The sequence below is a fragment of the Nocardiopsis sp. NPDC058631 genome, assembly GCF_042716955.1.
Classification (GTDB): Bacteria; Actinomycetota; Actinomycetes; order Streptosporangiales; family Streptosporangiaceae; genus Nocardiopsis.
In genome coordinates this window covers 1-21,085 of the sequence record NZ_JBHXQY010000112.1, presented here as the reverse complement: position 1 = coordinate 21,085, position 21,085 = coordinate 1, and the positions used below count along the sequence as shown (strand labels likewise).

General features: G+C 73.4%; 20 protein-coding genes. 9 read left to right on the top strand and 11 right to left on the bottom strand.

Going from position 1 to position 21,085, the window contains the following annotated elements; all coding sequences use genetic code 11:
• Window positions 1-35 precede the first annotated feature (35 nt).
• From ACFWTE_RS26150 to ACFWTE_RS26125, 6 genes are all read right to left on the bottom strand, one after another.
• Complete coding sequence (locus ACFWTE_RS26150; protein WP_378782566.1) at window positions 36-1,469, bottom strand: PepSY-associated TM helix domain-containing protein; 1,434 nt, start codon at window positions 1,467-1,469, stop codon at window positions 36-38.
• 196 nt (window positions 1,470-1,665) lie between these two features.
• The gene (gene rpsN / locus ACFWTE_RS26145; RefSeq protein ID WP_378782565.1) at window positions 1,666-1,971 is read right to left on the bottom strand and encodes a 30S ribosomal protein S14; all 306 of its coding nucleotides are present in this window, start codon (window positions 1,969-1,971) and stop codon (window positions 1,666-1,668) included.
• Between the two features lies 1 nt (window position 1,972).
• On the bottom strand, window positions 1,973-2,209 hold the full coding sequence (rpmB, locus tag ACFWTE_RS26140) for a 50S ribosomal protein L28 (RefSeq protein WP_378782564.1): 237 nt from the start codon (window positions 2,207-2,209) through the stop codon (window positions 1,973-1,975).
• Between the two features lie 43 nt (window positions 2,210-2,252).
• On the bottom strand, window positions 2,253-2,513 hold the full coding sequence (rpsR, locus tag ACFWTE_RS26135) for a 30S ribosomal protein S18 (RefSeq protein WP_378782563.1): 261 nt from the start codon (window positions 2,511-2,513) through the stop codon (window positions 2,253-2,255).
• Between the two features lie 2 nt (window positions 2,514-2,515).
• The gene (locus tag ACFWTE_RS26130; protein ID WP_378782562.1) at window positions 2,516-3,616 is read right to left on the bottom strand and encodes a GTP-binding protein; all 1,101 of its coding nucleotides are present in this window, start codon (window positions 3,614-3,616) and stop codon (window positions 2,516-2,518) included.
• A gap of 321 nt (window positions 3,617-3,937) precedes the next feature.
• Window positions 3,938-4,375: a DUF6892 domain-containing protein gene (locus ACFWTE_RS26125; protein WP_378782561.1), complete on the bottom strand. Its 438-nt coding sequence runs from the start codon at window positions 4,373-4,375 to the stop codon at window positions 3,938-3,940.
• Between the two features lie 375 nt (window positions 4,376-4,750).
• Here ACFWTE_RS26125 and ACFWTE_RS26120 point away from each other — a divergent pair, with 375 nt between their 5' ends.
• On the top strand, window positions 4,751-5,095 hold the full coding sequence (locus ACFWTE_RS26120) for a hypothetical protein (RefSeq protein ID WP_378782560.1): 345 nt from the start codon (window positions 4,751-4,753) through the stop codon (window positions 5,093-5,095).
• A 205-nt stretch (window positions 5,096-5,300) separates the two neighbouring features.
• On the opposite strand, the gene ACFWTE_RS26115 is transcribed toward ACFWTE_RS26120, so the two are convergent.
• On the bottom strand, window positions 5,301-6,407 hold the full coding sequence (locus ACFWTE_RS26115) for an NADH:flavin oxidoreductase/NADH oxidase (protein WP_378782559.1): 1,107 nt from the start codon (window positions 6,405-6,407) through the stop codon (window positions 5,301-5,303).
• Between the two features lie 176 nt (window positions 6,408-6,583).
• Between ACFWTE_RS26115 and ACFWTE_RS26110 the strand changes: the two genes are divergently transcribed.
• Window positions 6,584-6,970, top strand: a complete 387-nt coding sequence (locus tag ACFWTE_RS26110; RefSeq protein ID WP_378782558.1) for an ArsR/SmtB family transcription factor — start codon at window positions 6,584-6,586, stop codon at window positions 6,968-6,970.
• Window positions 6,971-7,145: 175 nt separating this feature from the next.
• Window positions 7,146-7,901 carry a metal-dependent hydrolase gene (locus ACFWTE_RS26105; protein WP_378782557.1) on the top strand — a complete coding sequence of 252 codons (756 nt, stop codon included), beginning with the start codon at window positions 7,146-7,148 and terminating at the stop codon, window positions 7,899-7,901.
• A 44-nt stretch (window positions 7,902-7,945) separates the two neighbouring features.
• Here ACFWTE_RS26105 and ACFWTE_RS26100 read toward each other — a convergent pair whose 3' ends face one another.
• Complete coding sequence (locus tag ACFWTE_RS26100; RefSeq protein WP_378782556.1) at window positions 7,946-8,728, bottom strand: IclR family transcriptional regulator; 783 nt, start codon at window positions 8,726-8,728, stop codon at window positions 7,946-7,948.
• A 154-nt stretch (window positions 8,729-8,882) separates the two neighbouring features.
• Complete coding sequence (locus ACFWTE_RS26095; protein WP_378782555.1) at window positions 8,883-11,945, bottom strand: alpha-mannosidase; 3,063 nt, start codon at window positions 11,943-11,945, stop codon at window positions 8,883-8,885.
• Between the two features lie 392 nt (window positions 11,946-12,337).
• Here ACFWTE_RS26095 and ACFWTE_RS26090 point away from each other — a divergent pair, with 392 nt between their 5' ends.
• The gene (locus tag ACFWTE_RS26090) at window positions 12,338-12,784 is read left to right on the top strand and encodes a nitroreductase family deazaflavin-dependent oxidoreductase (protein ID WP_378782554.1); all 447 of its coding nucleotides are present in this window, start codon (window positions 12,338-12,340) and stop codon (window positions 12,782-12,784) included.
• Window positions 12,785-13,008: 224 nt separating this feature from the next.
• Window positions 13,009-14,067, top strand: a complete 1,059-nt coding sequence (locus ACFWTE_RS26085; protein ID WP_378782553.1) for a LacI family DNA-binding transcriptional regulator — start codon at window positions 13,009-13,011, stop codon at window positions 14,065-14,067.
• Between the two features lie 711 nt (window positions 14,068-14,778).
• Here the strand turns inward: ACFWTE_RS26085 and sigJ are convergent.
• Complete coding sequence (gene sigJ / locus ACFWTE_RS26080) at window positions 14,779-15,711, bottom strand: RNA polymerase sigma factor SigJ (RefSeq protein ID WP_378782552.1); 933 nt, start codon at window positions 15,709-15,711, stop codon at window positions 14,779-14,781.
• A 177-nt stretch (window positions 15,712-15,888) separates the two neighbouring features.
• On the opposite strand from sigJ, the gene ACFWTE_RS26075 reads away from it, so the two are divergent.
• A complete protein-coding gene (locus tag ACFWTE_RS26075) occupies window positions 15,889-16,326 on the top strand; it encodes a carboxymuconolactone decarboxylase family protein (protein ID WP_378782551.1) in 438 nt (145 codons plus the stop codon).
• A gap of 522 nt (window positions 16,327-16,848) precedes the next feature.
• On the opposite strand, the gene ACFWTE_RS26070 is transcribed toward ACFWTE_RS26075, so the two are convergent.
• A complete protein-coding gene (locus ACFWTE_RS26070) occupies window positions 16,849-18,075 on the bottom strand; it encodes an MFS transporter (RefSeq protein WP_378782550.1) in 1,227 nt (408 codons plus the stop codon).
• A 269-nt stretch (window positions 18,076-18,344) separates the two neighbouring features.
• On the opposite strand from ACFWTE_RS26070, the gene ACFWTE_RS26065 reads away from it, so the two are divergent.
• From ACFWTE_RS26065 to ACFWTE_RS26055, 3 genes are read left to right on the top strand one after another with little or no spacing between them, the layout of a single operon-like run.
• Window positions 18,345-19,103, top strand: a complete 759-nt coding sequence (locus ACFWTE_RS26065; RefSeq protein WP_378782549.1) for a methyltransferase — start codon at window positions 18,345-18,347, stop codon at window positions 19,101-19,103.
• Window positions 19,100-19,927 carry a Rossmann-like domain-containing protein gene (locus tag ACFWTE_RS26060; protein WP_378782548.1) on the top strand — a complete coding sequence of 276 codons (828 nt, stop codon included), beginning with the start codon at window positions 19,100-19,102 and terminating at the stop codon, window positions 19,925-19,927. Before ACFWTE_RS26065 ends, ACFWTE_RS26060 begins: the two co-directional genes overlap by 4 nt.
• Window positions 19,928-19,929: 2 nt before the next feature.
• Window positions 19,930-20,970, top strand: coding sequence for a pyridoxal-phosphate dependent enzyme (locus ACFWTE_RS26055; RefSeq protein WP_378782567.1), 1,041 nt, complete (start codon window positions 19,930-19,932; stop codon window positions 20,968-20,970).
• Window positions 20,971-21,085 lie beyond the last annotated feature (115 nt).

Below are 21,085 nucleotides of genomic sequence, written 5' to 3'. Positions count from 1 at the left end.
CTCCCGGACGGGGACGGCCACGCGGGGCCCGCGGTTCACAGGGAGCGCGTCCCCGCGACCGGGGCGCTCCCCGCCTGCGCCGTCGCGGGAGGTCCGCCCGCCGCGCCGGCACGGCGGCGCCCGCGCCATCCCGTGAGCGCGTCCACCGCGAGGAAGACCACGAGGGAGGCCCCGAGCAGCGGCACGGCCCACCCGGCCGCGGCCAGCACGCCGATCACCGCGACCCTCCACGGCCACGACAGGGCACGGAAGGCGCCGCGCGGGTACGGGCGTCCCACGCCCAGGGCGCGTGCCCGCGTCGGCCTGCGCTGCCACCACATGCGGTACCCCCACACCACGACGGCGACCAGCCCCAGGGCGAGGGCGGTCAGGACGATCTGGTTGGGCACGCCGAACAGCACACCCATGTGGGCGTCGATACCCCACCGGCTGAGCTTGGCCATCAGCGGGTAGTCGGCGAAGCGGACGACGTCGACGACCTCGCCGGTGTCGGCGGCGACGGCGGCCGAGTCGACACCGGTCGGCCAGGAGCGGTCGATCTGGGAGACCGTGTAGGGGGCGGCGGGGTCCCGTGGAACGGAGACCTCGACGAGCCCGTCCAACCCGGCCTCCCGGGCGCTCGCCAGCACCGTGTCGATGCCGATGTCCACCCCGGGTGCGGTGTTCGGTGCCTCGGTGGAGACGGCGGGAGTGGACCAGGCCAGGCGTTCGCGCAGATCGGAGATGTTCGCCCCCGAGTACTGGGACCAGGTCAGGCCGGTGGCCGACAGGAACAGCAGACCCGCCAGCAACCACAGCCCGGTCGCCCCGTGCACGGACACCGACCGGGAACGCCCCGCGAAGGTGCCCGCACCGGGGACCAGCAGTCGGAGGGCGGCCCTGCGGCGCCGCAGGGCCGCCGACACCCACAGGGCGGCGCCGCCCAGGGCGACCGCCCACAGCCAGCTCGCGGCGAGCTCGCTGTACAGGCGGCCCGCGTCCCCCAGGTGCAGGTTGCGGTGCAGCATGTCGACCCAGGTCCGGGCGGGCAGGGCGCCGCTGGTGCCGTAGGTCTCCATCACCCCGAGGACCTCGTTGTCGTAGGGGTCGACGAACACCGTCATCCGGTGGCTCTCCGCCAGCCCCGGCAGGTCGAAGAGGACCCGGGTGGAGTCGCGCTCCCCGGTGGCCGGGCGGACCGCGTCGAGTTCGGCGCCGGGCAGCTCCGCGCGTGCGACGCGCACCTGTTCGTGCAGCGGCAGGGCGGCACCGCCCGGTTCGACGTACAACTGCTCCGCGTACACCGCCTGCTCGATCTGCGGTGTCCACACGTACAGCAGCCCCGAGACGGCGGCGACCAGGAGGAAGGGGGCGACGAACACCCCGGCGTAGAAGTGCAGGCGCAGGACCAGGGGGCGCAACGCGGCCCAGGCGCCGCGGCGTCCTGGGCGGGTCCGGTCCGCTGCCGACGCGTCGGGTTGGTGTTCCACGTGCTCGTTCTCCTCACGGTGACGCACCGGGACGCCGTGCCCGGTGCGGGGGAAGTTCTCCTTCCTGCGTGGTCGTCCGCGAGGGCGCCCCGGTTCCCGGCCGCGGGGCGGGTCTGGTGTCCTCCCGCCGGTGGCCGGAGCACGGGTGCGCAGCGGAAGCGCCCGGCGCTTCCGCTGCGCCCGTCGGAGGGCGCGCCTACCAGCTGGACTTGGTGACGCCCGGCAGCTCTCCCCGGTGGGCCATCTCCCGGAAGCGGATGCGGGACAGGCCGAAGCGCCTCAGGTGGCCCCGGGGCCGACCGTCGACGGAGTCCCGGTTGCGGACCCGGGTGGCGCTGGCGTCGCGGGGCTGGCGCCTGAGTTCGGCCGAGGCCGCCGCGCGCTCCTGGCTCCCGGTGTGCGGGCTCTTGATCAGGCGTGTGAGTTCGGCCCTGCGCTCGGCGTAGCGGGCGACGACGGCCCTGCGCTGCTCGTTGCGGGCGATCTTGCTCTTCTTGGCCATGTCAGACCCTGCCTCCCCGGGCGCGGATGTCGGCGACCACGCGTTCGATGCCCCGTACGTCGATGACCTTCATGCCCTTCGTGCTCACCCTGAGCGTGACGAAGCGCCGCTCGCCGGGCAGCCAGTAGCGCTTGGACTGGATGTTGGGGTCGAACCTGCGCCTGGTGCGCCGGTGGGAGTGGGAGACGGCGTTGCCGAAGGCGGGCGCCTTGCCCGTCACCTGGCATACACGGGACATGGTGGGTCCTCTCATCGTGGTGGTGCGGTCGCCGGGGCCCGGTTCAAGGCCTTCCGGCGCGGGTGTTGGAGGGGTAGGGGAGCAGGGCCATCTCCCGCGCGTTCGCGATCGCGGCGGCCACCAGCCTCTGCTGGCGCGCGGTGACCCGGGTGACCCGGCGACTGCGGATCTTGCCCTTGTCGGAGACGAACGTGCGGAGCAGGGCGACGTCCTTGTAGTCGACGTGGTTCTGCTCGCCCAGCGGGTTGGCGAAGGTGCGGGCGGGGCCGCGCCTGGTCGTTCGGCGTTCGGTGCGGTCGGGCATGGTTACCTCTCCGAGAACTCGGCGAAGGGGTCGGTCGTGTGCTCCTGGCCGGTCTCCTCGTCGGTGACCAGGCAGGAGTCGAGGATCTGGACGAGGGCGTCGCCGTCCAGGTCGATCCCGGTGAAGGCGAGGTGCTGGCGGCGGTCGCCGACGTCCGGCTCCCAGTCCAGGAGCGCGGAGGCGCGGCGTGTCTCGGACACCAGGTCCAGTGCGGCTCCGGGCAGGGCGTCCAGCCACGGGCCGCCGTTCTCCACCATGAGGAGTTCGTTGTGGGAGTCCCAGACGAGGAGGCTGTCCGGCCGGCTGGCGAGCCAGAAGCGCCCCCGGCCGCGCAGGCCCAGGGACACGACGGTGTCCAGGGCGTCGGCCAGGCGTTGGGGGTGCAGCGGGCGTGTGCGCGTCCACGTGACGGTGGTGACCCGGCCGTCCGCGCGGTCGCCGTACTGGGCCCAGACCGGATTCAGCCGGACGTTGGCCGCCTCCGGGTCGAACACGCCGTGCGCGAGCTCCCCCAGGCAGGCGCCCGCGGGGACGACCACCGCGCCGGGGTTGAGCTGTTCGAGGAGGGCCCGTGCCTCCCCGTGCTCGGAGGAGCCGTGCAGCGCCACGACCGCCGGGTACTCGATCTGGCGGGTGAGGACCTCGGTGACCGTGCGCTCGTCGTCCTGGGCGATGTCCAGGTCCCGGTCGCCCAGCTCGTCGGCGCAGGTCAGGTCGTCCAGGAGGAGGTCGCCGTCCACGGCGGTGGCGACCAGGGCCAGGGTGAGCGAGGGCTCGGCGGCGACGGCCTCGGCGATCAGCTGCGGTTCCACGCCGTCCCAGGCCTCCACGACGCACAGGTCGTGGAGTCCTTTCCGGGCCGTCCGGACGAGGAACGGCAGGAGGTCCTCGCGCAGTGTGCAGGAGGCGCAGGCGTGGACGAGGTGCACCTCGCTGCGGTCGGCTCGGCCGGTGCCGTCCCTGGTGACCCGGTGGACCACGCCCTCGCCGATCTCACCGAGGTCGTGGTGGACCACCACCGATCCGGGCGAGGCGGCGAGCAGGGCGTCCACGGACGCCCGGCGCGCCGATCGGTGCAGGCCGGTGATCAGTGCCACGCGCATCGGGTTCTCCTCTCCATGGGCAGACCTCTCCCTCTTTTGAAAACGATTTTCATTATCGAATTCTACACGGGTCGCGCCGGGGTCGATCCGGGGCTCCGCCCCTGTCGCGTCCAGGCCGGGCGGGGAGGGCGCGGCGGTGGCCGTGTCGGCGTCCCGCCCGGGCGGAACGCCGACGGCCCGCCCCCTCGGGGGCGGGCCGTGGTGGGAGGGGTGTGCGGGAGGGGTTCGGGGCGGACCTGGCCGTCGCGGTCGGCGGAGCGCGCGCCCCGGAGGGTCCGGCCGCGCCCGGCGCGGGGCCGGCGGGCCCTTCCGGTCACCGCGTCAGTCGGTGTCGATGCCCCTGGCGGTGAGGACCTCCAGCATCTCGGGCCGCCCGTGGAAGAGGTCTTCGGCTCCCTGGAAGGTCCGCAGGTTCGGCACCAGGGCGAGGTCGTCCAGGGAGCGGACGTCGAACAGGTCGTCCTCGCCGTCCCAGACCGGCGCGCACTCCGCGAACACCTGGTTCCCGCCGTCGAACAGGATCGTGTCCACGGTGGCGAGCCGGTCCTCGCTGATCTCCAGCGCCTCGAAGTACGCGCGGGCCTCGTCCAGGACCTGGTACTCCTTCCCGACCTTGCAGGCGTACTCGTAGGGGGCCTCGGCGATGCCCAGGCCCCTGAGGTGCTCGGAGAGGTCGAACGCGGGGGAGAGGGTCTCGTCGTCGTACATGAGCCTGTCGGCGACGAGCAGTTTGAAGTTGAAGTCCCGAAAAGTCGGCATGGCGCCACTGTAGCCAGGGGGTATGACGCCGCTCCGGGTGGCGCCACCGCGGCCCGGAGCGTTCGGCGCTGCGCGAGATCCGCAAGAACTTCACCGGTATCGCCGTGATGAGCACCCTGCTGGTCATCGCCACGGCCGGCGCCGTCGCCGTCCTCCTCACCCCGTTCACGGCCTTCCTCCTGGCCGAGAGCGTGGAGGCCTCCGGCGTGCTGGCGGTGGCCCTGTCGGTGCCGGACACGACCTCCTCCGGTGCGTTCTTCCCCGAGCGCGACCTCATCGTGTTCACCACCACCGGGGTCATCCTGGTGACTCTGGTGGTCCAGGGGCTGCTGCCCCCCGCTGATCGCGCGGGCGGGGCTGCCCGACGACTCCGACGTGGAGCGGGAGCGGCGGTTCGCCCAGAGGACCGCGGTCGAGGAGGCGCTGGAGGCCCTGCCCGGGACCGCGTCCGCCCTGGGCGCCGACCCGGCCGTCGCGTCCCGTCTTGAGGAGGAGTACCGGGAGCACCTGGAGACGCTGCGCGAGGACCCCGGCGCCGCGCGGATCCGGAGCAGGGAGGAGCAGTACACCGCCCTGCGCCTGGCCCTGCTGGCACGCAAGCGCGCCACCGTGATCCGGCTGCGCGACGAGCGCCGCATCGACGACGTCGTGCTGCGTCGGATGCAGTCGGCGATGGACACCGAAGAGGTCCGCCTCACCCATCACGAACAGTTCGAGTGATCCCGGGACGCGAGGCAGTACCCGTGGTGGCGGGGATCGCCGCCGGGGCGGTGAACGGGTTCTGCCGGCGTGGGGACGACCGGGCGGCGCGCGTCCTCCCCGCACCGGCTGCGCGCGTGCGGTGTCCCGACCCGGCCGGCACCCGCCGGTTCCACGGCCCGGCCCGTGACCCGCACGGGCCGCGGGCCGGACCGTGGAACCGGGTTCAGCGCCGGCGGGCGACCGCGTAGCCGTACTGCTCGGGCCAGCGGGAGTCCCCGCCCAGTTCCTCGGCCGCGCGATGCGCCCAGTAGGGCTCGCGCAGGAGCTGCCGTCCGAGGAAGACCGCGTCGGCGCGGCCCGAGGCGACGATCTCCTCGGCCTGGGCGGGTTCCAGGATCAGGCCGACCGCCGCGGTGGGCAGGCCGGTCTCCTGGCGCACCTGCTCGGCGAAGGGGACCTGGTAGTCGGGCGCGGCGGGGATGGAGGCGTCGTGGACCATGCCTCCGGTCGACACGTCCAGCAGGTCGACGCCCCTGGCCTGGAGTTCCTTGGCCAGGCGCACCGTGTCTTCACCGGTCCAGCCCTCCCGGGCGTCGTCCTGGTTTTCGGAGAGCCAGTCCGTGGCGGAGGTGCGGAAGAGCACCGGCAGGTGCTCGGGCCAGACCTCCCGTACGGCGTCGACCACCTCCAGCGGGAACCGCATGCGGTTCTCCGGGCTCCCGCCGTAGGCGTCGGTGCGCTGGTTGGCGATCGGGGAGAGGAAGGAGTTGATCAGGTAGCCGTGGGCGCCGTGCACCTCCACGACCTGGAACCCGGCGGCGAGAGCCCGCTCGGCCGCCGCGGCGAAGTCGCGGACGAGCTGCCCGATCTCCTCGGCGGTCAGCGCGCTCGGCGCGGGGTGGTCGTGGAAGGGCTCGGTGGTGGGGCCGACCGTGGTCCACCCGCCGTCGGCCGGGGCGACGGGGCGGTTGCCGAGCCAGGGCTTGTCGACCGAGGCCTTGCGTCCGGCGTGCGCGAGCTGGATGGCGGCGACGGTGCCGTGGGCGCGGATGGCGGCGGTGACGCGCGAGAAGGCCTCCTGCTGGGTGTCGTTCCACAGACCCAGGTCCCACGGGCTGATCCGGCCGTCGGGGCGCACCGCGGTGGCCTCGACCATGATCAGGCCGAGGCCGCCGGCCGCCCGGTCGGCCAGGTGCGACAGGTGGAAGCCGGTCGGCGTGCCCGTGTCGGGCCCGTGGGCGTCCGCGGAGTACATGCACATCGGGGACATCCACGCGCGGTTGGGGATCTCCAGGGACCTCAGCTGAAGGGGAGCGAACAACGTGCTCACAGGTCGGTCCTTCCCATGGGGCGGGGTGGGACACCGGTCGTACCGGGGTCGGGTGTCGGTCACACATGGACCGCTTCCTCATACGATAAGCATCGTATTACGACGTTTGTCAAACTACGATGGATCTCGTACTTTAGGGGTGGTGGAGCGGCGAGGAAGGCGGTCCTGTGAGCGACATGGCAGATGTGAGGCGGACGGGGCGCCGGTTGGAGCACCCGCAGGCCGGGAAAATCCGCGTGGACGCGGTCCTGCACGCCCTGGCGGACCCGGTGCGGCTGCGCATCGTGCGCGACCTGGCCGCCAGCCATGAGGACATGGCCTGCACCGCCTTCGCGCTTCCGGTGAGCAAGTCCACATCCACACACCACTTCCGTGTGCTGCGCGAGGCCGGGATCATCCGCCAGTACTACGAGGGCACGTCGCGGATGAGCCGTCTGCGCACCGAGGACCTGGAGGTGCGGATGCCGGGTCTGCTCGGGGCGGTGCTGAACGCCGCCCGCGTCGCCGAGCGGGAGGACGAGGGCGCCGGTGCCGACCCGGCACCCGCCGGCGCGGAGCGCTGAGAGTTTCACCGGGGCGCCACGGCGCCGCACGTGCGTGCCCCCGGAGCCGAGGGATCGTCGGGGCCCCGGGAGCGGGGCGGGCCGCCGGGCGCGGGCAGGACCCCGCGGCACGCACTGTCGCACGTCCGAGAGAGGGTCGGGGAGGCAGTCCTCCCCACCCCCTACGGAGACCTCGATGATGGGTACCTCGCACGCCGCGACCGGCGTGCTCGCGGGCGGCGCCGTCGCCGTGCTCTGCGGCACCGACGTGCTCGCGGCGCTGATGTGCGCCACGGTCGGGGCCGGTGCCGCGCTCCTCCCCGACCTGGACGAACCGGGCTCCAGCGCCGGGCGCTCCCTGGGCCGGGTCACGGAGCTGGCCTCGACCGGACTGCGCGAACTGTCGAGACGCGTCTACCTGCGCACCGCCACCGCGAGGGAGCTGGCCGCGCCCAAGGACGGCGGACACCGGTATCTGACCCACACCGTTCCGGCGTGCCTGGTGTTCGCCCTGGTCGCGCTGGGGGTGGCACTGGTACCGGCGGGGGCGGCCCTGGTGGTGTTCGCGATGTCCGCGCTGGGTCTTGGCACCGTGATCCGCTCGTGGCGGTCGTGGGGCACGGCTCGGCGGCGAAGGCGGGTGGCGCTGGGGACCGCCGCCGTCTTCGGCGCGTGCACGCTGCTCGTCCAGGGCTACGGACCCGCCCCGTGGCTCATCGGCCTCGTGGTGTTCGCAGGCACCCTCACACATGTGCTGGGGGACTGGCTGACCCGCTCGGGGGTACCGCTGGCCTGGCCGTTCACGGTGCGCGGCAAGCGGTGGTGGATGCTGCGCTCACCGGTGGCCTTCCAGACCGGGAGGAGCCGGGTGGAGGTCGGGATCCGGGTCGGGGCGCTGATCGGGTTCCCCGTGGTGCTGGCGCTGGGAGCGCCCCTCCCGCCGGTGGCGTGAGGGGAGGGCCCACCACCGGCACGGTGGACGCGCCCCCGCCCGCCTCAGTCCCGGGGGCCGGCCGCGGGGTAGCCCAGGAGGCCGGAGATCTCCTCGGCGGCCTCGCGCAGGACCGGGACCAGGGCGCGCATACGCTCCATGGGCATGTAGGGGCGGGTGGCGGAGATACTGACCGCGGCCACCCCCGAGGAGCTTCCGTCCCGGATGGGCGCCGCCACACAGCGGATACCCGGCTCGTTCTCCTCCAGGTCCATCGTGGCGCCCAGCCTCCGGTACCGGCGCATCGCCTCCAGGAACCGGTCCAGGGACCGCTCCCCTCCGGCGCCGCCATCCCCGCCGTCGGCGGCGAAGAGCCGCTCCCAGGCGTCCTCCTGCTCGTCCAGGATCAGGGACTTGCCGATACCGGTCGTGGTCAGGGGCATGCGGTAACCGATCCGCGAACGGGTCTCCGCGCCGCGCAGGCTGGCGATCTTGTCCAGGTACAGCACCTCGTCGTGATCGCGGATGGCCAGGTGCACCGTGTCCTGGAACCTCCCGGAGAGGCGTTCCAGCACCGGGCGCGCCACCAGGGGCACCGGGTTCTGCTGGAGGGCGAGGAAACCGTACTCGATCAGGGCGGGCCCCAACAGGTAGGTGCTCTCGGGGCCCCGGCGCAGGTACCCCTCCTGCACGAGCAGCTGCAGCAGCCGGTGCGCGGTGCTCCGGCTGATCCCCGTCCTCTCGCACACGGCCCGCAGGCCGGTCGCCCCCCGGGCCACGGCGGCGACGACGTCGAGCCCTCGCCGCAGGGTCTGCGTGCCGGGTGGTGTGGTGCTCTGGCTGTGCATGTGAGTCAGGCTAGACAACACCGCAGCCCGGGCGCGCCCGGTTCCACGCGTTCCGCCGGGGCGCACCGGCGGCTCCACCGCGCCACGCGTCCCCGCACCCGGGAGGTGGTCGGACGGGGCCGCCGCGACCCCGTCCGACCGTGTGCGGGCCGCGCTACCGGGCGAACCTCAGCGTCACGATCTGGAACGGCCGGAGCCCGAACACCACCGAGCCGTGCCCGCCGCCGTCGGCCGCGGCCCGCACGTCGAGTTCGGGCGCGTCCGCGTACTCCTCCTCCAGCAGGTTCACCGCGCGCACCGCGGTGACGGGGAAGCCCGTCGCCACCGTCGCCCGCGCCCGCCCGCCGCGCGCCTCGTACAGTCGCACGACCACGTCGCCGGACCGGTCGTCGGCGAGCTTGACCGACTCCACCACCACACCCGGGTCGTCGACCCGCACGAGCGGTTCGACGGCGCCGCCGCCGGGAACCTCCCGCACGGGCAGGTTGATCCGGTACCCCTCGCGCACCGCGTCCTCCACCGACGCCCCCGGGGCCAGCGCACAGCGGAAGCGGTGCTCGCCCTGGTCCGTCTCCGGGTCGGGGAACCGCGGAGCGCGCAGGAGCGACAGGCGCACGGTGGTCGTGGTGCCCCCGTCCCCGCGGACCGCGCGGGTCACGTCGTGGCCGTAGGTGGAGTCGTTCAGGACCGCCACACCGTAGCCGGGCTCCGCGACGTGCACCCACCGGTGCGCGCAGATCTCGAACTTCGCCGCGTCCCAGGAGGTGTTGGAGTGCGTGGGCCGCTTCACATGGCCGAACTGGATCTCCGACGAGGACTCGTCCGCGCGGACGTCGACCGGGAAGGCCGCCTTGAGGAACCTCTCCCGCTCGTGCCAGTCCACGACCGTCTCCACGTCCAGGCGCCGCGCGCCGGGGCTCAGCGACAGGACCTGGACGACGGAGGACGCGCCGAACGAACGCGCCACGCGCAGCTCTGCGGCGCCCCCGGCCCCGGGGGCCCGCACCTCGACCGCGTCGACGTCGGTGAGGTCGACGACGGTGTTGCGGTAGAAGGCGTCGACGTCCCAGGCGTCCCACTGGTTCGGCAGGTCCGGGTGTACCTGGAGCAGGTTGCCCGGCGCGTCCGGGGCGAGCACCTCCCGCCCCGCGACCCTGTCCAGGAGCGAGGTGACGAGCCCACGGCCGTCCACGCGCACGGTCAGCAGCCCGTTGTCCAGAACGTGCCCGCCGTCCGAGGAGCTGACGGTGGCCGCGGCCGCGCCGGGCGTTCCCGCCCGGTCGGCGGGGAGCGCCCCGAGCGCGGGTACCCCGTCCCGTTCGTGCGGCGCGGCGTTGAAGACCAGCGTGCCGCTGGTGCCCCCGACGCCCGCGAGGTCCGCCTGGGCCGCCGCGATGATCCCCTCCAGTTCGGTGGCCGCCCGCGTGTAGGCCTGGGCGGCCTCGCGGTGGACCCACGCGATCGAGCTGCCGGGCAGGATGTCGTGGAACTGGTTCAGCAGGACCGTCCTCCAGACCCGGTCCAGCTCCTCGTACGGGTAGGGGGCGCCGGTGCGCACGGCGGCGGTCGCGGCCCACAGCTCGGCCTCGCGCAGAAGGTGCTCGGACCGGCGGTTGCCCTGCTTGGTGGCCGCCTGGCTGGTGTAGGTGCCGCGGTGGAACTCCAGGTACAGCTCGCCCAGCCACACCGGGGCGTCCGGGTACTCCGCGTGCGCCTTGGCGAAGAACTCCGCCGGGTGCTCGATCTCCACCCGGGGAGACCCTTCCAGGTCGCCGAGCCGCCTGGCACGGGCCAGCATCTCCCGGGTGGGGCCCCCGCCGCCGTCGCCGTGGCCGAAGGGCACCAGGGACCGTGACGCGCCCCCCTTGTCCCGGAAGTTGGCGGAGGCGTGCGCCAGCTCCGAACCGGTGAGCTCGGAGTTGTAGGTGTCCACGGGAGGGAAGTGCGTGAAGACCCGGGTACCGTCGATGCCCTCCCACCAGAACGTGTGGTGGGGGAACGTGTTGGTCTGGCTCCAGGAGATCTTCTGTGTGAGGAACCACCGGGAGCCGGAGAGCCGCACCAGCTGGGGGAGGGCCGCCGAGTAGCCGAACGAGTCCGGCAGCCACACCTCCTGGGTGTCGACGCCCAGCTCGTCGCGGAAGAACCGCTTGCCGAAGCTGAACTGCCGGGCCAGCGCCTCGGAGCCGGGCATGTTGGTGTCGGACTCCACCCACATGCCGCCGACCGGGACGAACCGGCCGGCCTCGGACGCGCGCAGAACCCGGGCGAAGACGTCCGGCTGGTGCTCCTTGAGCCATGCCCACTGCTGCGCCTGGGACATCGCGAAGACAAGCTCCGGGTGGTCCTCGGTGAGCGCGACGACGTTGGCGCTGGTGCGGGCGACCTTGCGCACGGTCTCCCGCAGGGGCCACAGCCATGCGGAGTCGATGTGGGCGTGGCCCACGGCCGAGACCCGGTGGGCGCTCGCGGCCGCGGGGGAGCGCAGGGCCGGGGCCAGCACCCCGCGCGCGCGTTCGGCCGTGCCCGGGACGTCCTGGAGGTCGAGGGCGTCGAGGGTCTGCTCCAGGGCGCGCAGGAGCTCCCAGCGGCGCGGATCACCGGTGTCCAGGGCGTGCATGGCCCCGCCCGCCACGTCCAGGTCCATGGCCAGCTCCCACACTGGCGTCTCGAAGACCGCCAGGTCGGCACGGAGCAGCCGGTACAGGGGCTCGTCCGCCGGCCCCGGACCCCCGCCCAGCCCGGTGGGCTGAAACGGCGGGCTCTCAAGGATGACGGGGTTGGCCGCGGCCTCCACGTAGAACTCCACGGCCTGCTCCGCCCCGGCCGGGTCGCCGACCGGGATCCAGGCGTTGCGCGGGTTGAGGCCCTTGACGACGGTGCCGTCCGGGAGGTGGACGAGCCCCTCGCACTGGAAGCCCGGCATACGGTTGTCGAAGCCCAGGTCGACGACGGCCTCCACCTTCCGCCCGGCCCACTCCGGGGGCACGTGCCCCCGGAGGCGGAACCAGGTCGTCCCCCAGGCCGGCCCCCAGGCGTCGCCGGGCCGGGCGGGCGCGTACTCCGCGGCGATCCCCTCCGCCGCGGGGACCGGCTCCCCGGGGGCGTCCCACCGTGCGACCTCCAGGGGGGCCGAGGTGGTGTAGATCGCGGGCCACACGCGTTCCCCCAGCACCCGTCGCAGCCGGGCCTCGGTCAGCCGCCGGTCATCGTGCACGATGGGTCTCCGTTCGGTCGTCCCCTGCAGGTCCTCGGTACGTTGTCACCGCCGCGGAGGCTTCGTCAACGCTCCGGACGCGCAGGCGCGACGCGTCCGGGACAGGCCCCCGTGCGGGCGGCGGGAGGGCGACCGGTCCTGGGGCACGGCCGGGGCTTGCACCGTTCCTTTCCGTGAAACCTTGCGACCGGCCCCGCCGTGCGCCGCCGAGCCCGGGTCCGCCGTGTCACGATGTGGGTGCTCCGGCGGGGCCGCACGGTCCTTCCCGCCGACGGGGAGCTGGCGCACGCGACCGGGCCGTGCCCGGACGCGGCGGCTGTCACGCGTGCCGGAGCACCGACCGTTCGCGGCGGGCGGGGCCGCCCGCCGGCCGCGGACACGCCCAGAGGGAGATGGCTGTGGAAGGCGAATACGAACCGAGCCCGTCCGCGTGGGTCCGCGAACAGGTCGCCCTGTACGAGCGCACCGGCGGTGCGGAGGGCAACACCCTGGGGGACACCGGCCTGCCGGTCGTGATCGTGTCGATGCGGGGCAGGAAGAGCGGCAAGATCCGCAAGATCGCCCTCATGCGCGTCGAGCACGAGGGGCAGTACGCGCTCGTGGGCTCGCAGGGAGGGGCTCCGAAGGACCCCGTGTGGGTGCACAACCTCCGCGACGACCCCGACTCCGTCACGCTCCAGGACGGTCCCGTCCCCTTCGCGGCCCGTGCGCGCGAGGTCGATGGCGCGGAACGGCAGGAGTGGTGGGAGCGTGCCGTCGCCGCCTTCCCCGACTACGCCGACTACGCGCGCAAGACCGACCGGGTCATTCCGGTCTTCGTGGTCGCCCGCGCCGACTGACCGGCCGAGCCGACGGTGTGACGGGCCGTCGCGGAGCCCCGGTGCGGGGGCTGCGGCGGCCCTCGCCGTTCCGGGGCGCGCGGAGGGTCTCCTTTCCTTGTTGACAAGATCAACTGACTCACGGTATTTTCCGGAAACGTTTCCAGAAAATGTCCGGTGTATTACACGGAGAATCCGGAAACGTTTTCCATGTTTTTCCGGGGCACAGCGTGACTGGAGCCGTGATGACGTCATCACGCGCCACCCTCATCCAGGTGGCGGAACGGGCCGGGGTCTCGCTGGCCTCCACCTCGCGCGCCCTGCACGGGAGCGGGGCCAGCGAGGCGATGGTCGAACGCGTCCGCGCCGCGGCGGACGAACTCGGCTACAGCCCGGACGTGTCCGGCCGCTCGCTGAAACTGGGGCGGACCTTCCAGATCGCTTTCGCCGTCGCGGACATCGGCAACCCCGTCCACGCCAAGATGATGGCCGCCCTCCACGAGGTCCTGGCCCCGCACGGGTACCGCGTCGTCGTCATGACCACGGGCGACACCCCCGAGTCGGCCACGGAGCTCGTCCGCAGCCTGGGCAGCGGATTCGTCGACGGAATGGTCGTCAGCCCGCCGCACACCGACGAGGAGCTGGTGCGAGCCGTCCGGCGTGCGCCGGTACCCGTGGTGGCCATCGGGCGCTCCCTCGGCGCGCACGGCGTCGACTCGGTGTCGACGGACTCCGCGGCCGGGGTCGGTCAGGCCGTCCGGCACCTGGTGGAGACCGGCCGCCGCAGGATCGGCTTCCTCAACGGCCCCCCCGACACCTCCCCCGGCGCAGAGCGCAAGCGCGGCTTCGACGACGCCGTCTCCGCCCCCGGGTTCGCCGCGGAGCGGGTGGACGTCGCCCTCGCCGAGGACTTCACGGTCGTCGCCGGCGTGGCCGCCGCACACCGTCTCCTCGCCGGCGCACCCCGCGGCGGCGCCCGCCTCGACGCCGTCGTCGCCGCGAACGACCTCCTCGCCATCGGTACCATCCTCGCCGCCCGCGAACTCGGCCTGTCCGTCCCCGAGGACGTCGCTGTGACGGGTATGGACGACACCGAGATGGGCCGTATCTTCCAACCCAGCCTCACGAGCGTGTCGCTCGGCTCGGCCGAGCTCGGACGCGCCGCCGCCCGCATCATGCTGCGGCTCGTCGAGGGGAAGGCCGACGAGCCGCGGGAGACCCCGGTCGGACCCCGGCTCGTCGTCAGGGAGTCCACAGGCGTACCGCCGATGCTCGCCGGCGCCGTCCGGAAAGGTGCCCTCTGAGGGGTCCTCCTCCGACCTTCGGCCGGTGCCGCCCCACCGCGATCGGGGCTCCCGGCCCAGGCCCGGCGGGATGGGCCCGATCGTCGCCTCGATCACGTCGCTGAACTTCATCTGGAACTTCGACTCGTTCTCGCCGGTGTACGTCCTCACCGAGGGCGGACCGGGCGGTCACACGATGCCGCCGATGCTGTTCACGTACCTGGAGGCGTTCAAGAACCGCAACATCGGCTACGCCGCGGCCGTGTTCATGGCCATGGCCCCGGCCTTCCTCGGAAGCTACTTCGAGGGCTCCGACGCCTCCCCCACGGTCGGAGAGGGGGAGATGGCGCTGCCCGAGCTCGTCGACGCCATGGCCCACGAGGACGAGTCGATCCTCCCGGTGACGCTCACCCAGTCGGGTTCAAAGGTGCTTCCGTCGGGCTCCTCGCGGCGGGGGTCCGCCCCACGTGTCGCGAGGGCTCCGGGAATCCGCCCGCCGTCGCGCGGTGCGCCCGCCAGGACCGGGCGGGCCCGTCTAGGCCGTGTTTTTTTTGGATCCTTCCGGGCTCGCGTCCACCAGGCTTCCTCTCACTGCGCCTCTGCGCTCGTGAAGCACAACCAGGCTGAACGTCGCACATCGTCTTGCGAGAGATCGCCTGGACGGCCGCTCGCCGACCCGAAAACCTCCAAAAAACACTCCCTAGCCGGCGGCTGTCCCCGGCCCAGGTGGGTTCAGGTGCTTGGCTCCGGCCAGCGCGTCAGCTTCGCGGGGTTCCACTGGATCCAGACGCGGGTGATCCGGCCTTCGTCGACCAGGAGGCTGATCACGCCGGTGACCGCCCCGTCCCGCAGCAGAAGGATGACGGGGCCGCCCGAGGCCATCCGGGGGACGGGACGCACGTCGGGCCGCCTGTCCAACACCCCCAGCAGGAACCGCGCCACCTTCGGGGCGCCGGTGATGGGGTTGAGCGCGGCCCGCACCGCACCGCCGCCGTCGGAGCGCAGCGTCACGGTGGGGTCGAGCGAGACCGCCAGGGCCCCGAGGTCCCCCTCCCGGCACGCCCGGGCGAAGGCGGTGACCACGTGTGCGTACGCGGCGCGGTCGAGGGGGAGCCCGCGTTCCTCGCGCACACGTCTGCGAGCCGAGCTCGCCAGCTGCCGGGTCGCGTCGGTGGAGCGTCCGACGATCTCGGCGATCTCGGCGAACGGCATCGCGAAGACGTCGTGGAGGATGAACGCCACCCGCTCAGCTGGGGTCATCGACTCCATCACGACCAGCAGCGCCGTACCGACCGACTCGTCCTCGACCACCTGATCGAGCGGGTCCCTCGGGGCGGACCGTCCCGGCGCTGAACCGACCCCGCCGGGGAAGGACCCCTGGGGCACGGGCTCGGGCAGCCACGGGCCGACGTACCGCTCGCGCCGCACGCGCGCACTGCCCAGGACATCGAGGCAGATCCGGCTGGTGACCCGGGTCAGCCAGCCGGCGCCGTTGGCGACGGCGGCCCGCTCGGCCTCGCCGAGGCGGTACCAGCGCAGGTAGGCCTCCTGCACCGCCTCCTCGGCCTCGCCGACGGTGCCGAGCATGCGGTAGGCCAGACCGACCAGGCGGCGCCGCTCGGCAGCCGCCCCCTCACCGTGAGGGCCCGCCTGCCCCACTCCCATCCGCTCCTCCTCGATCCGGTCCGCCGCTCACACGGACGAAGGGCGGGGCTCGTCGCAGCCGTGCGGATCCGGGACCTCACATTCCGCCCGGCTGTCTCGTCACATCCGGTGGCGGGCCCACCGTCCGCGCGACGACCGGGGCCCGCCGCCCGGCACACATTTTCGTGAAAGAAGAGTATGACAACCGTGAATCTCGGCAAACAGCACCCCGCCACCTACAAGGGCCTCATCGCCTTCAGCGAACAGGCCGACGCCGCCGTGCGGCAAGCGGGCATCGATCCCCTTCTGGCCGAGCTGGTGAAGATCCGCGTCTCGCAAATCAACGGCTGCGCCTTCTGCCTGCGCATGCACACCCGTGACGCTCTCGCCAAGGGTGAGAGCACCGACCGTCTCGCGGTCCTGGCCGCCTGGTGGGAGTCGCAGTACTTCAGCGCCACCGAACGCGCGGCCCTCGCCCTGGCCGAGGAGGTCACCGAACTGCCCGTCCCTCAGCGACGCGCATGGGACGACGGCTCCCTCACGGACGAGGAGGCCTCCGCCATCAGCTGGCTCGCGGTCGTCATGAACGCCTCGAACCGGGTCGCCGTCACCAGCCACTACCCCGTGTCCCCCTGAGGAGGTGAACCGAGCGCGTCCGTTCGCCCCGGTTCCTGAGCCGTCGGCCCGCCGGCGGTAGGAGGCGGGGGAATCGAGGACCCTCTCGGCACACGCACGGGCGGGGGCCGGTGTTCCCGGCCGTGAGCGGGAAGGGCTTCCGGGGACCTGGCCTGCCGCACCAGCGGGCCAGGTCCCCTTCCGGTCCGTGGCGGACCTCTCCGCGGGGGCCGGTCGACCGCCCTGCGTCGCGACGGCCCCTCGCATTCACCGACCGGGGGTACCGGAGGCCGCCCTGGCGGAGGGCCCGTGCGCGGCCCGTTCCCATGGACGTGGCCGCGCTACAGCGGTCGTCTACGCGCCCCTGGGGTTCCCCGCCGAGCCGGCCCGGGGGCTGTCCGTGCCCCCGCTCCGTGGGCATCCTCGCCCACGCCTGGGAGGAGCAGGGTCCGGGTGCCCGTGGCCGGATGTCCCCGAGGCCCCATGCCCCGGGGCCGCGCACGGGCGTCACCGAAGGGCGCCGACCGCCCCGGGCGCGGGGCCTCAGGGCGTGCGGAACTCGCGGGAGCCGGGGGCCAGGGCGGCCAGCGCGGGTGCCGCCACGCACAGCAGGGCGCACGCCAGGAGCACCGGCCCGGCGCCGAAGGCCTGCGCCGCCGGGGCGATCAGGGCCAGGCCCACCGGGGCGAGCCCGTAGGAGAACAGGAAGTCCAGGGAGGAGACCCGCGCGAGCTTGCCCGGCTCCACCTCCCGCTGCGCGGCCGTGAACCACGGGACGTTGAACAGTTCGACGCCGACCCCCACCACGGCGTACGCGGCCATGACCACCAGGGGTCCCACCGGCAGGACCAGGCTCAGCGGCGCCAGGCCGTAGAGGGCCAGCCCGGCCAGGGCCGTCCACCCCTGGGCCCGGGGGCGCCAGCGTGAGACCAGGACCGCGCCGAGGAGTGCGCCGCCCGTGTAGGCGGTGAGCGCCCCGGCCAGGACCGCCTCCGTCCCGTAGTGGTCGCGGCTGGCCAGGGGGAGCAGCACGCTCGTGGAGGAGTAGCCCAGGGCGATCACGACGGTGAGGGCTCCCAGCCCGGCGACGAACCAGGGGTGCCTGCGGGCCTCGGCGAGCCCTTCGAGGAACTCCGTGTGGAAGGCCGCACGCGGCGCCCGTTCCGAGGCCGGGATCGCGGTCCCGGCCGGGGGGAGGAGCGCGGCCGCGAGCCAGAGGGCGGCCGTGCCCAGGAGCAGGACGCCGGTGCCGGTCACCGTCGACAGCAACGCGGTGAGCCCGGGCGCGAGCAGGGTGGCGCCGCGCACGGAGAACGTGAGGGCGGCGTTGGCCTGCTGCCGGCCCTCGGGGGCGACGACCTCGGCGGTGAGCGCCTGGAACGCCGGGCGGCAGGCTCCCTGACCCACGCCCACCACGGCCGCCGCCGCGGCCATGAGGGCGGTGGAGGTGCCCAGTCCCGCGGTGAGGACGGGTGTGGCGGCGGCCGCCGCGAGCCCCGACCACAAGATGACCGACCGGCGGGAGTGGCGGTCGGCGAGCAGCCCGCCGAGGGGCACGGCGATCAGGAACCCGGCGGTGCGGGTGGCCAGGACCATGCCCAGACCCACGGCTCCGAGAGAGCCGTCCAGGACCGCCAGCCCGAGGATGAACGGCAGAGCCCAGGTCGCCAGGCCCGACGCGGTGGTTCCGCACCACAGGCGGACGAAGGCCGGGTCGAGGAGCGGTCTGCCCCGTGGACGGCGGATCGCGGTCGGGTTCGGCGGCGGCATCGATGGCACCGTGGTCTCTCACTCTCTGGCGTGTCGGAGGCGGTTGTCACATCATAGTGAAAATGATAACCACTTGCGCTGGACTTGCATTGCTGTCATTTGCTGACAATGATTTTCATTTCCCCTATAGTCGTCATCGCCGGAGCCGTCTGCGGCGCCACCCCCGTGGTGCCGCGGACGGCCCGGTGTCCGAGATGCGACCTGGGGCGTGTGTCGGCGCCCCGCCGCCGTTCTCCGAGACGTCATCCTCCGCCGTCGAAAGGACCCGCGTGGACCCCTCCCTGATCGCACAGCTCCCTCTGCCTCTGCCGGCCGAGCAGATCATCGGCATGAACCAGCCCAAGGCCGACCTCAACACCCACCGCACCTACACCTGGAACGGGTGGGACTTCACCGTCCCACCCGGGGTGTTCCTGCCGGGGGAGACGAGCCGCATGATCCACCAGCGCCTCCTGGACGGCGACATCGGGGTACGGGGCAGGCGCTACGCCGCGATGGGGGTCGGCCTGGGGGTCGAGACCGCGGTGGCGGGCCTGCGCGGAGCGGCACGGGTCTACGCCGTGGACGTGCACGCCGCCAGCGTCCGTGCCGCCGAGGACAACTACCGCAGGCTCGTCCCGGACGGGGAGGCGCCCGCGTTCGTCCCGGTCGTCTCCGACGTCTTCGCGGACTTCCCCGAGGGCCACCAGGTGGACGTCGTCACCTTCAACCCCCCGGCCGTCAGCCAGCAGGTGAGCGGCGACCCCGACGTGGTCCGCAACGTGTGCGCGGGGGCCGCGGTCACCGACGCCTTCTTCTCGCAGATCGCCGAACGCGACCTCCTGGCCCCCGGCGGGGAGGTCTACCTCATCGTGTCCAACACCGCCGACCTGCGCGGCATCATCGGGCACGCCGCCCGCACCGGGTTCACGGCCCGGATCCACCACAGGCACGACTGGGAGGACGGCGTCCTCACCCACCTGTTCCGCCTGACCCGCGAACCCGCCGTGGCGGGGAACGGCACCCACGACCGGGAGGTGGTCCGATGAGGGACCTCGACGCGCTCTTCCGGTCGGCGCTGGCCGACCCCTCCCTGCCCCCGGCCACCAGCGTGTTCTGGGTCCACCACGGCACCAGGCTCGCAGGCGCGGGGGTCACCTACCTCAACCAGTACGTCCTGGTCAGGGTCGGCCGGGCCTTCGGCGCGTGTGCCTTCGAGCCGGGTGAGATCGACCCCGCGGTCTGCGCAGAGGCCTCCGGCGGCCCCCTGCGGGACCTCCTCGCCGACGGGCCGCTCCCGCTGCGGCTCGCCGCCCTGGACGCCTATCTGGGCCAGGCCGCGCCGCACTCCGAGGACCCCCGGGCCGAGCAGGTCGTCCTCCCGGGGGGCACCCCGGAGGAACGGGCCCTGGCCCGCGACGCGGCCGTCGCCGGACTCGTCCCCGAACCCGACGGCCGCAAGATCGGACTCATCGGCGTGGTCAACCCCCTCGTCGCCGCGATCCACGACAGGGGAGGACGCTGTCTGCCCTGCGACCTGAACCTGCGGAGCACCCGGTGGGGCGACCCCGTCACCCCGGACATGGAGGAGGTCCTCTCCGAGGCGGACGCCGTCGTCGCCACCGGGATGACCCTGGGCAACGGGACCTTCGACCGCATCCTGGAGCGGTGCCGCGAGCGGGACATCCCGCTCGTGGTCTACGCGCAGAGCGGTGCCGCCGTCGCCCGCGCGTTCCTCGGCCGCGGCGTCAGCGCCCTGTCGGCCGAACCCTTCCCGTTCTCCCAGTTCAGCGCGGACCCGACCGTCCTCTACCGCTACCGGAACCACGGCGCGGACAGGAGAGGGGCGCGCACCGGGGGAGAACGGGGATGACCGTGGACGAGCACTTCTCCGAGGCCGTCGGCAGACCCGACCTGATCGACCTGGGCGGGGGAGTGGCGTGCCTGCGCTTCGAGTCCATGAAGGTGGCGTCCGCCGTGGCGGCGGTCCGCCACCTGCTCGACACCGGCGCCGTCCGTCCGGGCGACACCCTCGTGGACAGCTCCAGCGGCATGTACGCCCACGGCCTGGCCCTGGCCGCCCACCGCTACGGGCTGCGCTGCCACATCATCGGCTCCACGACGGTCGACCGGACCCTGCGCGTCCAGCTCGCCGTGCTCGGCGCCACCCTGGAACAGATGCCGCCCTCCGACGACCTCCGGCTCGACCAGAACCGGCGGGTGAGACGGGTCAGGGAGGTGATCCGGGACAACCCCGGGTTCCACTGGATGCGCCAGTACCACGACGACGTCCACGCCCTCGGCTACCGCGAGGCCGCCGACATGATCGCCGGGGAGATGGGAGGCGAACCGCTGACCCTGGTGGGCGGGGTCGGGACGGGCGTCTCGACCGGGGCCCTGGCCCGTTTCCTGCGGTCGAAGAAGCCCGACACCGCGCTGGTGGGGGTCCAGCCCTTCGGCAGCGTCACCTTCGGCGGCGACGGGGTCGAGGACCGGGACATCATCATCGCGGGCATCGGCAGCTCCATCCCCTTCGGCAACGTCGACCACGCGCTCTACGACACGGTCCACTGGACCGGGTTCGCGGCCGCGCTGGCGGGGAGCGTGGACCTGCTCCGCCGCCACGCGGTGTTCGCGGGGCTCTCCACGGGGGCGGCCCACCTCGTGGCGCGGTGGGAGGCCCTGCGGAGCCAGGGGCGCCGTGTCGTCTTCCTGGCCCCGGACACCGGCCACCGGTACGTGGAGTCGGTTTTCGCCCGCCACGGGGAGGCCGCGGCCATCGAGGACCTGGCACCGCGGGAGGTCCTCGACCCGCAGGACCTGGAGCTGCCCTGGTCGCGGATGGAGTGGAAGGGGGCCGCCCCGCCCGCTCGCGCCGTCCACACCGAGAACCTGGTCACGTCCCTGGACGGGTGAGGGCAGCTCCGGGCCCGACTCCCCTCCGGCAGGAGTGCGGGCCCGGGCGCTGCGCGGGGAGGCTTCGAGTTCGGCCCGGGTCTCCTCCACCCCGTCCCCGTGGGTGGTGATGATG

What these genes read in the sequence shown, in the direction of transcription:
- ACFWTE_RS26060 (WP_378782548.1), top strand. Translation starts at nt 19,100, where the DNA reads ATGAGGGACCTCGACGCGCTCTTCCGGTCGGCGCTGGCCGACCCCTCC.
- ACFWTE_RS26090 (WP_378782554.1), top strand. Translation starts at nt 12,338, where the DNA reads ATGGCTGTGGAAGGCGAATACGAACCGAGCCCGTCCGCGTGGGTCCGC.
- sigJ (WP_378782552.1), bottom strand. Translation starts at nt 15,711, where the DNA reads ATGGGAGTGGGGCAGGCGGGCCCTCACGGTGAGGGGGCGGCTGCCGAG.
- rpmB (WP_378782564.1), bottom strand. Translation starts at nt 2,209, where the DNA reads ATGTCCCGTGTATGCCAGGTGACGGGCAAGGCGCCCGCCTTCGGCAAC.
- rpsN (WP_378782565.1), bottom strand. Translation starts at nt 1,971, where the DNA reads ATGGCCAAGAAGAGCAAGATCGCCCGCAACGAGCAGCGCAGGGCCGTC.
- ACFWTE_RS26085 (WP_378782553.1), top strand. Translation starts at nt 13,009, where the DNA reads ATGACGTCATCACGCGCCACCCTCATCCAGGTGGCGGAACGGGCCGGG.
- ACFWTE_RS26075 (WP_378782551.1), top strand. Translation starts at nt 15,889, where the DNA reads ATGACAACCGTGAATCTCGGCAAACAGCACCCCGCCACCTACAAGGGC.
- ACFWTE_RS26110 (WP_378782558.1), top strand. Translation starts at nt 6,584, where the DNA reads ATGGCAGATGTGAGGCGGACGGGGCGCCGGTTGGAGCACCCGCAGGCC.
- ACFWTE_RS26070 (WP_378782550.1), bottom strand. Translation starts at nt 18,075, where the DNA reads ATGCCGCCGCCGAACCCGACCGCGATCCGCCGTCCACGGGGCAGACCG.
- ACFWTE_RS26105 (WP_378782557.1), top strand. Translation starts at nt 7,146, where the DNA reads ATGATGGGTACCTCGCACGCCGCGACCGGCGTGCTCGCGGGCGGCGCC.
- ACFWTE_RS26100 (WP_378782556.1), bottom strand. Translation starts at nt 8,728, where the DNA reads ATGCACAGCCAGAGCACCACACCACCCGGCACGCAGACCCTGCGGCGA.
- ACFWTE_RS26125 (WP_378782561.1), bottom strand. Translation starts at nt 4,375, where the DNA reads ATGCCGACTTTTCGGGACTTCAACTTCAAACTGCTCGTCGCCGACAGG.
- ACFWTE_RS26130 (WP_378782562.1), bottom strand. Translation starts at nt 3,616, where the DNA reads ATGCGCGTGGCACTGATCACCGGCCTGCACCGATCGGCGCGCCGGGCG.
- rpsR (WP_378782563.1), bottom strand. Translation starts at nt 2,513, where the DNA reads ATGCCCGACCGCACCGAACGCCGAACGACCAGGCGCGGCCCCGCCCGC.